Below are 12,663 nucleotides of genomic sequence, written 5' to 3' on the forward strand. Positions count from 1 at the left end.
ACACCGTCAAGAAAACAAGATCGAAGGAGACGTCCGATGCGATACATGATCATTCTCAAGGTCACCAGCCAGCCCACCACCCCGCCGCCGGTGGAGTTGATGGAGGCCATCGCCAAGCTCGGCGGGGAGGCCACCGCGGCCGGGGCGTTGCTCGACACCGCCGGGTTGGCCCCGAGCGCGCAGGGCGCGCGGGTCGCGATCACCGGGGACAGGCTGAGCGTCACCGACGGCCCGTTCGCCGAGGCGAAGGAACTGATCAGCTACGCGCTCTACCAGGTCCGCTCGAAGGAGGAGGCCGTCGAGTGGACCTCCCGCTTCCTGAAGGTCCACCGCGATCACTGGGCGGGTTGGGAGGGTGAGGCCGACGTGCTGCGCGTCTTCGGCCCCGAGGACTTCGCCGCCCCCGCCTGATCTCACCACCGTGCGCGAACCCCCGGCCGGAAACCCCGGCCGGGGGTTCGCGCGTCCGGACACGCACTCACGGGCTGGACGCGTACACCGGGAGTCGTTCGCGGGATCGCCGGTACCGGCGGCGGGCGAGGTCAGGCGTCCCCCGGAAAGGAGCGCGCGGCCGTGACCTCCACTCGGGGCCGTGGGATCCGGCTGATACCGTCTCCCAGGATCGGAGAGGCGGACGATGAGTTTTGGTGAGTTGACCGTGCCCAGCGGCCTGGAGCAGGTCATCGGTCCGGAGGAGCTCTTCTTCTCCACGACGGACCGGCGCGGGTTGATCCGCAGCGGGAACTCCGTCTTTGTCCGGACCTCCCGGTTCTCCCTGGACGAACTCACCGGAGCGTCGCACAGCATCGTGCGCCACCCCGACATGCCGGCCGGAATCTTCCAGTTGCTGTGGGACCGCATGCTCGCCGGGCGCCCGGCGGGGGCCTACGTGCGGAACCTGGCCAAGGACGGCAGTCACTACTGGGTTTTCGCCACCATGACGCCCTCGGCAGAGGGTTTCCTGTCGGTTCGAATGGCACCGCGGGCCGGACTGTTCGAGGAGGTCAAGCGCATATACAAGTATGTCGCCGACGTCGAACTCGAAGCGGCCGAGCACGACCGGATGAACCGGCGTGACGTGGCGCTGGCCGGCAGGGAGCAGATCGAGCGGCTGCTGGGAGAACTCGGGTTCGGCTCGCACGACGACTTCCTCACCGAGGCGCTGACCGCGGAGGTGGCGGCGCGCGGCCGGTTGGCCTCCGCGACCTATGCCCGGCCCTGGGCACAGGGACCGATCGCGGAGGTGCTGGCCGGGGTCGGAACGCTGGAGACGCTACTGACCGGCCTGGTGGAGCGGCTGGAGGGCTACCGGGTGTTCAGCGACCGGCTCATCCGGTCGTCCAACCAGGTGCTCGACGTCGCCCGCCGGCTCGACGAGGTGGTCGCCAGAGCCCAGGTCGCCTCCGAGACGGTCGCCGACACCGTACCGGTGCTGAGCAACGTCGCCCGGGTGATGGCCACGCCGACGGGCACCGCGACGGTCACCCTGGAGCGGCTGGTGCCCAGGCTCGCCGCGCTGCGCTCGTACGTCACGGACCTGCGCTTCCGGATCGTGCTGGCGAGCCTGCACAACGACATGGTCGCCGCGTTCGCGGCCGAGGTCGCGGACGGTCTCGCGCCGCCCACGTCGCTGAGCGAGGTGCCCCAGCTCTGCGACGCCGTGCAGGAGAGCGTGCTGGAGATGTCGGCCAGGGCACAGCAGGTGAACCGGACACTGCGCGAGATCGTCGCCGAGATCGCCGAGGCGGGCGAGCGGCTCACGGAGTTTCGCTGGTTCCTTGGGAAGTGGCGGATGCTCGTCCTGCGTCACCGGGTCGAGGACGCACTCGGTGACCTGGTGCGGCCGATCGACGACGAGTTCGCCGCGATCTGGGACGGTCTGGACATGCTGCACGCGCTGGGCAGGGAGTTCGAGTCCTCGGCCGTGCCGTTCGATGTCCGGGAGCTGGAGGCGCAGGTGGCCCGGATCAGGGTCGCGGCCACCGAGTACCGCGACGCGTGCTGAGCCGGATTCGGGCCGATCCTCGGGAAGTAGGACGCATGGACCACAATCGGTCTCGTGCAGTTCGGAATCCTGGGGCCGTTGGAGGTGCGGACGGAGGAGGGGGAACCCGTCTCCGTCGGCGGCCCCCGGTCGCGTGCGCTGCTGGTGCTGCTCCTGCTTGACGCGGGCCGGCCGGTCAGCGTGGACCGGTTGATAGACGGGCAGTACGGTGGCGATCCTCCGGCCGGTGCGGCCAACGCGATCCAGGCCCAGGTGTCCCGGCTCCGCCGCGGTCTGCCGCCCGGCCTGATCACCTTTCACCAGGCCGGATACCGGCTCGCGATCGACCCCGAGGACGTCGACGCGTACCGGTTCGAGCGGCTCGCGCGCGAGGGGCACAGGCTGCTGACAGCGGGCCGGCATGAGCATGCCGCGAAGGTGCTCAAAGAAGGACTGGCACTGTGGCGAGGGCCCGCGCCGGCCGGCACGCCGCAGGCGGCCCGGCTGGAAGAGCTACGGCTGGCGGCGCGGGAGGAACTGGTCGAGGCCGAGCTGGCGCTCCCGGAGGGCACCTCGATAGCCGAGTTGCGGCAGCTGGCGGCCGAGAACCCGTTGCGCGAGCGGCTGTGGGGCCAGCTCATGCGGGCGCTGCACGCCTCCGGGCAGCAGGCCGCGGCGCTGGCCGTCTTCGACGAGGTCAGGCGGCTGCTGGCGGACGAGCTCGGTGCCGACCCGTCGCCGGAACTGGCGGCGCTTCACCTGGCGATCCTGCGCGGCGCGGAGCGGCCCGGGCAGACGGTACGGCACCGGCTGCCCGCGCAGCTCACCGGTTTCGTGGGCCGCGAGGCCGAACTGGACCGGATCGACTCGCTACGGGACTCCCGCCTGATCACCCTGACCGGTACCGGCGGCACCGGCAAGACGAGGCTGGCCATCGAGGCGGCCCGCCGCCGGACGCGGGACGTGTGCTTCGTCGACCTGTCCCCGCTCGACGACGGAGGTCAGATCCCCCTGGCGGTGCTCGGCGCGCTCGGTCTGCGCGAGGCGGGTCTGCGGCCGCCGATGCCGGGCCGGTTCGACCCCGCGGGCAGGCTCGTGGCGGCCCTGGCAGACCAGGAGCTCCTGCTCGTCCTGGACAACTGCGAACACGTGATCGCCCCGGCCGCGGCGCTCGTCCGGCGGCTGCTCGACGCCTGCCCGGGGCTGGCCGTGCTGGCCACCAGCCGCGAGCCGCTCGGGCTCACCGGTGAGGTGCTCGTCCCGCTCTCGCCGCTGGCCGTACCGCCCCCCGGCACGGACCTGGACGACGCACTCGGCTATCCCTCGGTGCGGCTGTTCATGGAGCGAGCCGCCGCGGTACGTCCCGGCTCCGTCGTGAGGGCCGAGGTCGCCGAGATCTGCGGCATGCTGGACGGGCTGCCGCTGGCCATCGAGCTGGCGGCGGCGAGGCTGAGGTCGTTCACCATCGAGGAGATCGTCGCGCGCCTGAAGGAGTACGGCCGGTTCACGCTGCTGTCACGCGGTGATCGCACCGCGGCGGCACGGCACCGGACGCTGCACGCGGTGGTGGACTGGAGTTGGAGCCTGCTCAGCCCCGAGGAGCAGGTATTGGCCGCGCGGTTCTCGGTGTTCTCCGGCGGCTCGTCCCTGGAGGCCGTCGAACGGGTCTGCGGATCCGGCGAGGTGCTGGCCGACCTGGTGGACAAGTCACTCATCGAGGCAGACGACGGCCGTTACCGGATGCTCGACACGATCCGTCTGTTCTGTGCGGAGCGGCTGGTCGAGGCGGGGGAGTGGGAGCGGGTGCGTGCCGAGCACGCCGCCCACTTCCTGGAGCTGGCACAGCGCGCCGACCCGTGGTTGCGCCGGGCCGAGCAGCTCGAATGGCTGGCCCTGCTCTCCGCGGAGCAGAGCAACCTGCGGGCCGCGCTGGGCCGTGCCGTATCGGACGATCCTGAGACGGCGCTGCGGCTGATCGCGGCCCTGGCGGCGTACCAGTGGCTGAGCGGGCGGCGGGAGCAGGCGGTCTCGCCGGCGCTCCGGCTGCTCGAACGGTTCGGCACCGAGCCGCCCGAAGGGCTGGAGGAGGAGTACGTCCTGTGCGTGTTGCAGGCCGTACCGCATGTCCTGCCGGCGCAGTGGGCGCGGGCCGAGGAGATCATGCGATCACTGGACCGGGAGCTGCGCCACCCCTTCACGTCCGTGCTGTGGGGCATGGTCGCGGGGCCACCGGCTCCCGGATCCGGCCTGATGCGGGAACGGCTGCTCGGCTCCGACCCGTGGAACCGAGCCGTGGCCATGCTCGGGGCGTCCCTGGTGCACCTGCTCGACGGCCACGTGGCCGAGGCCGAGGGAGAGCTGGAGTCGACGCTGGCGAGCTTCCGTTCCGTGGGCGAGCGCTGGGGGATGGCGCAGGGGCTCGACTGGCTGGGAGTGATCGCCGGCTGGCGGGGGGACTGGGCGCGGGCCAGGCGGCTGTGGGGGGAGGCCCTGGACCTGCACGAACAGCTCGGCGCTGTGGACGAGATGGTGGACGTGCTCTGCCGGAGGGCCGACGGGCTGCTGCGCGAGGGCGATGTGCTCGCGGCTCGCGCCGACCTGCGGCGCGCCACCGAGCTGGCGCGCCGGACGGGCGCGTCGCACCGATCGTCGCCGATCGAGCTGGGCTGGGGCGAACTCGCCCGGCGGTGCCACGATCACACACGGGCGCGCGAGCACTACACGGCGGCGCTAAAGGCCGCCGGCCCGGGCGGCTACGCCACCGAGAGCGTCGCGCCGCTGGTGCTCACCGCGCTGGGACGGCTGGCCGAGGCGGAAGGCGACCGCGCGGAGGCCGGACGCCGGCACGGCGAGGCGCTCGCGCTGGCGCGCACATCACCGGCGGTGACGACGGATCTCGCCCAGGTCACCGAGGGATACGCGGGGCTTGCCCTGTTCGAAGGCGCGGCGGAGCGGGCCGCGTTCCTGCTCGGGGTGGGGGTGGCGTTGCGCGGTGCGGCCGTCACCGGCGACCCTGACGTCGCGCGGGTCGCCGCGGGCGCCACCGAGCTCATCGGCGCGGAGGCCTTCGCTGCGGAGTTCGCCAGGGGCGCCGCGCTGAGCCGGGACGACGCGCTGACGGCCATCTCCTGACCGTCAGCCGGCTGTCACCGGTCTGTCAGCGCTCCCGGCGAGGCTCGGAGACATGAGAAACAGCAACGTCCTGATCTCCGGTGCCGGTATCGGCGGTCCCGCTCTCGCCTACTGGCTCAACCGCTACGGCCACACCGTGACCGTGGTCGAGAAGGCCCCCGCCCTGCGCCTCGGAGGCCAGGCGGTCGACTTCAAGGGCGAGACCCACCTGTCGGTGCTGGAGCGGATGGGCATCCTGGAAGACGTGCGGCGGTCGCAGACCGGCGGGACCGACCAGGAGATCGTCGACGCGAACGGCCGCAGGCTGGCGGTGATGCCCGGCGAGTTCAGCGGTGGCGAACTGGAGATCCCGCGCGGGGAGTTGTCCCGGCTGCTGTACGACAGGACGCTCGCCGCCGGGTGCCGGTACGTCTTCGGCGACTCCATCACCTCGCTCGCCGAGACCGAGGGCGGCGTCCACGTCACGTTCGAGCACGGCGCTCCGCGGACCTTCGACCTGGTGGTGGGCGCGGACGGCATCCACTCGGGCGTTCGCCGGCTGGCCTTCGGCCCCGAGTCCGACCATGTCCGCTTCCTGGGCCACTACTACGCCCTGGCCGACCTTCCGCGGCGCTTCGGGAAGACCGCGAAAATGTACAACGAGCCCGGCAGGATGGTCGCCGTCGGGGGACCCGGAGCCGATGTTTTCTTCGCCTTCGCCTCGCCGCGGCTGGACTACGACCGCTACGACGCCGAGGCGATGAAGCGGATCGTGATCGACGCCTACGCCGGGATGGGCTGGCAGACCCCCGCGATCCTCGACGCGGTACGGCAGGCGGACGGCTTCTACCTCGACTCGATCAGCCAGGTCCGGATGGAGCGCTACGCCAAGGGGCGCGTCGTGCTGCTCGGTGACGCCGCCTACGGCAACACGCTGGGCGGTTTCGGCACCGGCCTGGCCATGGTCGGCGCGTACGTGCTGGCCGGAGAGCTCGCGGCGGCGGACGGGGACCATCGGGTCGCCTTCCGGCGCTATGAGGAGGGGTTCCGCGGCTACGCCAGAATCGCCAGGAACGGCAACGCCGGCCCCTTCCTCGCCCCCGGCACCCCGGGCCGGATCCGGATGCGCAACCGGGTTTTTCGCTACGGATTCCTGCTGAAGCCGATGCTGTGGCTGACCGACAGGTTCGCGACCGACATAACCCTCAAGGACTACCCGTCGATGGTGCGCCGCTGACCCGGCGCGGGGCAGGCGGAGGGTGCCGGGGCGTCCTCGTGGTCGAGCGGCGCGTACATCGCGCTCCGCCTGTCGAAGAGTCCCACCGTGACGAAGTAGACGTTGGCGATCACCATGAGTGTGATCGACGTGCCGGCGTACAGCGCGGTGCCGAGCGCGGGGACGGCGTCGACCGGCAACGTGTAGGCCATGACCACGCGCGCCGCGGAGTCGAGGAGGGTGCCGGCGCCCCACAGGACGGTCGTGACCCGCCAGGCCCTGCGGAAGCGGGGGAGCCGTTCCCACAGCGCGTCCCATGGCTCGCCGGTGCCGCGGACGGGGAACCTGTGCTCCAGCAGCGGCCGGCTGAACAGGAAGGTGAGCGGCATCCCGACCCGCAGGCTGGCCAGGAACCAGAGTCCGACGACGGCCGTCAGCCACCCTTCCCTGGCGAGCAGGAACCGCTCGCTACCGCTGATCAGCGAGGCCCCCACGCCCAGCACCATCATGGCCGTCATGAAGACGGAGAGCCCGTCGACCCGGCGTTCCCTGACCAGCGTGTGGACGCCCATGGCCGCGGGCGCCACGCTCGTGACGAGCAGGGACAGGTAGACGCTCATCCCGGCCGAGCGCAGCACGTAGTACAGGGCGGCCGGTACGAGCAGGTCGACCAGCAGGCGCAGCAGCGTGCGCCGCCTGCTCGGGACGCTCACGGCCCGCTCCTGGTCGCCAGGTCGAACAGCGTCGCCAACTCCTCGGCGCAGGCGGCGAGGTCGAGATCGGGTCTGGCCTCCAGCAGGAACGGCAGGCCGTCCAGGGCGCGTTGCACGGTCGCCGCCATGACGAAGGTGTCGAAGTCGCGGAACTCGCCGCCGCGCTGCCCGTCGCGCAGGATGCGCTGGAGGTGGCCGAGGACCTCGTTCTCGTCGCCCTCGTCGTAGGAACGGCTCGCTCCGCCCTCGTCGCGGAAGTTGAGGAAGATCTCCATCATCGCCCGCATCCGTGCGCGGTTGTCCGCGATGTAGGCGACCAGCGCGGTGATGTAGGTGCGCAGCGCGTCACGGGCACAGGTCACGCCGGCCATCCGCCCGGCCATGAACCGTCCGATGTGCTCGTGGAACTCGGCGACGGCCGCGCTCATCAGCTCGTCCTTGCCGGCGAAGTGGTACGAGATCAGGCGGGTGCTGCTCAGGCCCGCCCGTTCGGCGATCCGGGCGAAGGACGTCTGGCCGTAGCCGAGTTCGGCGATCGTTTCGATGGTCGCCGCGATGATCTGGGCGCGCCTGGCCGCGCCGGTGAAGGAGCGCTCGGCGGATGTTTCCCCGCTCTTTTTTACTTGCATGAGTAAAAAATACGTTATACGAGTAACGCGAGCAAGCATGCCGGGCCCGGTAAGGACGGCTGTCCCGTCCGGTTCGCGGTCCGTGCGCGCCCGCGCCGTGTCCGCGCTGTGTCCGCGCCGTGTCCGCGCCGTGTCCGGGGTCTCGGGCGACGGGATCGAGAGGTGTCGCGGGTGCGGGCGAGATGGTTGGATCGGGAGACATGGTGGTCGGTGAGTCTCATCGGGTGGTCGAGGCGGTCTGGCGGATCGAGTCCACACGGGTGATCGCGGGGCTTGCCCGGATGGTGCGCGATGTCGGCCTGGCCGAGGAACTCGCGCAGGACGCGCTGGTCCTCGCGCTTGAGCAGTGGCCGAAATCCGGCGTACCGGATAATCCCGGAGCCTGGCTCATGCTGACCGCCAAGCACCGGGCGATCGACCTGCTCCGCCGCAGGACCCGCTACGAGCACAAGCTCGAAGAGGTCGGCCGGGACGTGGAGATCCGTCAGGAGGCGGCCGAGGCCGAGTTGGACGACGCCCTCGACGACCACATCGGTGACGACGTGCTGCGCCTGCTCTTCACCGCCTGCCATCCGGTGCTGTCCACCGAGGGGCGTCTGGCGCTCACCCTGCGCCTGCTCGGCGGCCTGACCACCGAGGAGATCGCGCGGGCCTTCCTGGTGCCGGAACCGACGGTCGGGCAGCGGATCTTCCGGGCCAAGCGCACCCTCGCCGAGAAGCGGGTGCGCATCGAGATGCCGGCCCCGGCCGAGCTGGGCGAGCGCCTCGCGTCGGTGCTGGAGGTCGTCTATCTCATCTTCAACGAGGGCTACTCGGCGACCGCCGGTGACGACTGGACGCGTCCCTCACTCTGCGAGGAGGCGCTGCGCCTGGGCCGGATCCTGGCGGGTCTGATGCCGCGGGAGGCCGAGGCGCACGGCCTGGTCGCCCTGATGGAGATCCAGGCGTCGCGCCTCCGGGCCAGGACGGGGCCGGACGGCGAGCCGGTCCTGCTTCCCGACCAGGACCGGAGGCTGTGGGACCGGCTGCTGATCCGCCGGGGACTGGAGGCGCTCGAACGTGCCGAGGCGCTCGGCACGCTCGGTCCCTACGGCCTGCAGGCCGCGATCGCCGCCTGCCACGCCCGCGCGCGGTCCACCGACGACACCGACTGGGAACGGATGGCCGCCCTCTACCGGGTGCTCGCCCACCTCACCCCCTCACCCGTGGTGGAGTTGAACCGTGCGGTCGCGGTGAGCAGGGCGTACGGCCCGGCGCGGGGTCTGGAGATCGTGGACGGGCTGGCGGCGGAGCGCGCGCTGAGGGGCTATCCGCAACTGCCCGCCGTACGGGGTGATCTGCTCGCGAGACTGGGCCGCCTCGACGAGGCGCGCGAGGAGTTCGAAAGGGCCGCCGAACTCACCCGCAACGAGCGCGAGCGGACCCTCTTCCTGACCCGGGCGGCCGCCGCCCGGGGGTGAGCGAACGACGTCAGGGGCGGTCCGGGACCTCGAACCTGCTCCTGCCCTCCCGCTCCAGCCAGGTGGCGAAGTCCATGAGGTCGGGATGCAGCGCGCGCAGGGCGGGGATGTCGGCCCGCCAGCCGCCGAAGGACTCGGCCCGGGTCACGTCGTCGACGTTCACGCCGGTTTCCCTGAGCCTCTCGGGGGAGACGGGCTCGGTGGAGAGCGGGCGCCCGACGGCCTCCTCGATGGCGGTGACCAGCTGCGGCCGGGTCAGCTCGTCACCGGCGAGCTCGATGGCCTTGCCCAGGTAGCCGCCGGGGTCGGCGAAGGCCAGTCCGGCGAAGGCCCCGATGTCGGTCACGGCGATGAGCTGGATCGTGGAGTGCGGCGGAATGATCCTGATCAGCGGGGTCTCGCCGAACACCCCGAACGGTCCCGAGGTGTGGTTCTCCATGAACATCACCGGACGCAGGATCGTGTACGGCAGGCCGAGCGCGCGGATGTGCTGCTCGATCTCCCATTTGGTGTCCCAGTGGCTGATGCCGGTGTCCTGGTCCACGCCGCCGACCGAGGTGTAGACGAGGTGTTCGACCCCGGCCGCGAGTGCCGCCTCGGCCACGTTCACCCCGCACCGCACCTCGTCGTCGCCGAAGTGCGGAGGCGCGGCCGCCGGTTGGACGCTGAAGACGCCGTGGACGCCCTCGGCCGCCGCGTCCAGCGATGCCCGGTCGCGCATGTCGCCCTTGACGAGCTCGGCACCCGCCCCGGCGAGTGCCTGCGCGGCCTCGGCCGACGGGTCCCTGACCAGGGCCCTGACCTGCCAGCCGTCGGCCAGCAGTCGTCTCGCCGTGGCACCGCCTTGCTTGCCGGTGGCTCCGGTGACCAGGACGACCTTCTCTGAATGGGGCATGTCTCTCCCATGGCTAGAATGTGGAGCACTGCTCCGATATTAAGCGGAGCGGTGCTCCTTTTGTCAATGCCTGGAGAGCACATCGCATGGCCGAGGTGATGCGCGCCGACGCGCGCCGCAATTACGAGCAGTTGCTGGCCGTTGCCAGGGAGGCCTTCGCCGAGCACGGGACCGACGCCTCGCTACGGGACGTCGCCCGCCGGGCGGGCGTCGGCATCGGCACCCTCTACCGGCACTTCCCCACTCGGGAGGCCCTGCTCGAAGCCCTCATGAGCAGTGGCTTCGACGCCCTCCGGAGCAGGGCGGAAGAGTTGCTGGCCGCGTCCTCGCCCCGTGACGCGCTGCTCGTCTGGCTGCGCGAGCTGGCCGTCGGCTCGACCACCTACCAGGGTCTTCCGGCGTCGGTCATGGCCGCGCTGCGGGAGGAGGGTTCCGAACTGCACGCCTCCTGTCACGCGATGCGCGCCTCCGGGGGCCGGCTTCTCGCGCGGGCCCAGGAGTCCGGTGCGGTCCGCGCCGACCTCGTCATCGGCGAACTCCTCGCCCTGGTGGCGGGCATCGCCTGGGCGAGCGAGCAGTCGACCGGCCACGACCTGATCGAGCGTCTGCTCTCCCTGTCCGCCGCAGGCTTCGCCGCGGACCGGTCGCCGGGCTCCGCTCCGGCCTGACCGGGGGCGTCCGTGCGCGGACGATCGAGTCTTCGGGGCAGGGAGGGGCCTACCTGGGGGCGTCCCAGGTGTTCGACGGGCGCTGGCCGGTCGGCACGGCCGGGCTGAACCGTACGGGCAGGGCCTCCAGGCTGCGAACCCACAGCGAAGGGCGCCACCGTAGCGCGTCCGGTTTCACGGTGAGATAGACGTCGGGCAACCGGTCGAGGAGGACCTCCACGGCCGTCTTGGCGATGATCTCGCCGAGCTCGGGCGCGGGGAAGGGACAACCGTACTCGCCGTGGCCGAAGGACAGATGCGCCCGGTTGGCGCCGGAGCCGGCATGGGCGGCCGGTTGCACCTGCGGATCGGCGTTGGCCGCGGCGACACCGAGCACCAGCATGTCGCCCCGGCGGATGCGCCGCCCGGCCAGCTCGCAGTCCTGCACGGCCCAGCGGGAGGGCATGTTCGGCGCGGGCGGGTCCTTCCACAGCACATCGTTCAGTGCCTCGCCGACGCTGCTGCGGCCGCCCTGCAGGCTCATCGAGAAGTGGTCGTCCACCAGCATCAGCCGCAGGGTGCTGCCGATCCAGTTGGAGCAGTTGTCATGGGAGGAGATCAACACCATGATCAGATCCAGGACGATCTCCTCGTCGGCGAGCCGCGCGGAGTGTGCCAGCATGTGCGAGGTGAGGTCGTGGCCCGGCAGGGCGCGCTTGTCGGCGATGAGCCGGCTCACCTTGTCCAGAATCCGGGGAAGCGCCGTGGGGGCCTCCTCGCTCCCGCTCAGCACGTGGTTGACGTCCTCGACCAGCTCCGGCAGGTCGGTCTCCGCCAGCCCGAACAGCCGGGTGATGACCTGAGCCGGAATCCGGTCGGCGTACTGGGAGATCAGGTCGGTCTGGCCGTCCCCGGAGAACTCGTCGATCGCGCGGTCGGCGACCTGCTCGCAGATCAGGGCCAGCTCGGTGCGGTCGACGCTGTCCAGCGCGTCGCTGATGGGGCCGATCCGCCGCTGGTGCTCGGCCCCCTCGGCGTACATCACGGACGGCTGCCATGTCACGTACGGGCGCGTCGGCCAGTCAGGGGGGAGGTGGTCCTGCAGGTTCCAGCGCCTGGGGTCGCGGCTGAACAACTGCGGCTGGCTGGTGACATGGTGCAGCTCGCGATAACCGATCACGTACCAGACGGGCATGCCGTCGAGGAGAACGGGGACGACGGGTCCGTGCTCGCGGCGCATCTCCTGGAACAGCGCGGTCGGGTCGTCGCCGATCAGTGACGCGTGCAGTCGTACGGCATCGGCGTGGTCGGGGTATCCCTCCAGCGGCTCCCGTCCCCGCCCGGGATGCTGCGATGTGGGCGAGGCGGCCGACGGGTCTGTGGAGTCGGGCAGGGGAGGGGAGTTCGTCACGGCATGCTCTCTCGGGCGGGCGACTGGTCGTAGGTGCGGGTGAGGTGCTCGATGAGCGTGATCAGCACGTGCTTGGACGAGGACCGCTCTCTCGCGTCGCAGTCGATGAGCGGGACCTCGGGCGACAGTGCCAGCGCCTCGCGTACCGAATCCAGGGTGGGCCCGTCGGTGAAGCGGTTGACCGCGACGACGAACGGGGTCCGGTGGTGCTCCAGCCGGTCGATGGAGTACCAGGAGTCCTCCAGGCGGCGGGCGTCCACCAGCACGACCGCGCCCAGACTGCCGGCGAACAACTGGTCCCACACGAACCAGAACCGCTGCTGACCGGGCGCGCCGAACAGGTAGAGCACCTTGCTCGCGTTCAGCGTGATCCGGCCGAAGTCGAAGGCCACCGTGGTGGTCGACTTGGTCCGTACCTGACTGGCGTCGTCGATGCCCACGCTCGCCTGGGTCATGACCTCCTCGGTGCTCAGCGGGCGGATCTCGCTCACCGAGCCGACCATGGTGGTCTTTCCCGCCCCGAATCCGCCGACGATCACGATTTTCAGGGCGTCCGCGGCGGTCGTGCGCAGCGGCGTTCGCACGGTGGCCGCCATC

The 12,663-nt window shown here is 71.1% G+C and carries 11 protein-coding genes; 6 read left to right on the plus strand and 5 right to left on the minus strand.

Annotation, left to right across the window (positions count from 1 at the left end):
- Positions 1 to 36: 36 nt before the first annotated feature.
- The 4 genes from AB0J58_RS00690 (at position 37) to AB0J58_RS00705 (ending at position 6,332) form a co-directional block, all read left to right on the plus strand.
- Positions 37 to 411 (plus strand): YciI family protein, encoded by a 375-nt coding sequence (locus AB0J58_RS00690; RefSeq protein WP_364208315.1) that lies wholly within the window; start codon positions 37 to 39, stop codon positions 409 to 411.
- 226 nt (positions 412 to 637) lie between these two features.
- Positions 638 to 2,005 carry a PAS domain-containing protein gene (locus AB0J58_RS00695; protein WP_364208318.1) on the plus strand — a complete coding sequence of 456 codons (1,368 nt, stop codon included), beginning with the start codon at positions 638 to 640 and terminating at the stop codon, positions 2,003 to 2,005.
- 54 nt (positions 2,006 to 2,059) lie between these two features.
- Entirely contained in the window at positions 2,060 to 5,116 is a 3,057-nt protein-coding gene (locus AB0J58_RS00700; RefSeq protein WP_364208321.1) for a BTAD domain-containing putative transcriptional regulator, read from the plus strand.
- 52 nt (positions 5,117 to 5,168) lie between these two features.
- The gene (locus AB0J58_RS00705; protein ID WP_364208324.1) at positions 5,169 to 6,332 is read left to right on the plus strand and encodes an FAD-dependent monooxygenase; all 1,164 of its coding nucleotides are present in this window, start codon (positions 5,169 to 5,171) and stop codon (positions 6,330 to 6,332) included.
- Here the strand turns inward: AB0J58_RS00705 and AB0J58_RS00710 are convergent.
- A complete protein-coding gene (locus tag AB0J58_RS00710; RefSeq protein ID WP_364208327.1) occupies positions 6,308 to 7,024 on the minus strand; it encodes a VC0807 family protein in 717 nt (238 codons plus the stop codon). The genes AB0J58_RS00705 and AB0J58_RS00710 overlap by 25 nt on opposite strands.
- A complete protein-coding gene (locus tag AB0J58_RS00715) occupies positions 7,021 to 7,653 on the minus strand; it encodes a TetR/AcrR family transcriptional regulator (protein ID WP_364208330.1) in 633 nt (210 codons plus the stop codon). The genes AB0J58_RS00710 and AB0J58_RS00715 overlap by 4 nt, the downstream gene beginning before the upstream one ends.
- A gap of 200 nt (positions 7,654 to 7,853) precedes the next feature.
- Between AB0J58_RS00715 and AB0J58_RS00720 the strand changes: the two genes are divergently transcribed.
- Entirely contained in the window at positions 7,854 to 9,113 is a 1,260-nt protein-coding gene (locus AB0J58_RS00720; protein WP_364208543.1) for an RNA polymerase sigma factor, read from the plus strand.
- 10 nt (positions 9,114 to 9,123) lie between these two features.
- On the opposite strand, the gene AB0J58_RS00725 is transcribed toward AB0J58_RS00720, so the two are convergent.
- A complete protein-coding gene (locus AB0J58_RS00725; RefSeq protein WP_364208333.1) occupies positions 9,124 to 10,008 on the minus strand; it encodes an NmrA/HSCARG family protein in 885 nt (294 codons plus the stop codon).
- Between the two features lie 86 nt (positions 10,009 to 10,094).
- On the opposite strand from AB0J58_RS00725, the gene AB0J58_RS00730 reads away from it, so the two are divergent.
- Positions 10,095 to 10,676, plus strand: coding sequence for a helix-turn-helix domain-containing protein (locus AB0J58_RS00730; protein WP_364208337.1), 582 nt, complete (start codon positions 10,095 to 10,097; stop codon positions 10,674 to 10,676).
- A 49-nt stretch (positions 10,677 to 10,725) separates the two neighbouring features.
- Here the strand turns inward: AB0J58_RS00730 and AB0J58_RS00735 are convergent, their stop codons facing one another.
- Positions 10,726 to 12,066 (minus strand): cytochrome P450, encoded by a 1,341-nt coding sequence (locus tag AB0J58_RS00735; RefSeq protein ID WP_364208340.1) that lies wholly within the window; start codon positions 12,064 to 12,066, stop codon positions 10,726 to 10,728.
- Positions 12,063 to 12,662: an ATP/GTP-binding protein gene (locus AB0J58_RS00740; RefSeq protein ID WP_364208343.1), complete on the minus strand. Its 600-nt coding sequence runs from the start codon at positions 12,660 to 12,662 to the stop codon at positions 12,063 to 12,065. The genes AB0J58_RS00735 and AB0J58_RS00740 overlap by 4 nt, the downstream gene beginning before the upstream one ends.
- Position 12,663: the final 1 nt, after the last annotated feature.

Source organism: Streptosporangium sp. NPDC049644, from assembly GCF_040675205.1.
Classification (GTDB): Bacteria; Actinomycetota; Actinomycetes; order Streptosporangiales; family Streptosporangiaceae; genus Streptosporangium; species Streptosporangium fukuiense.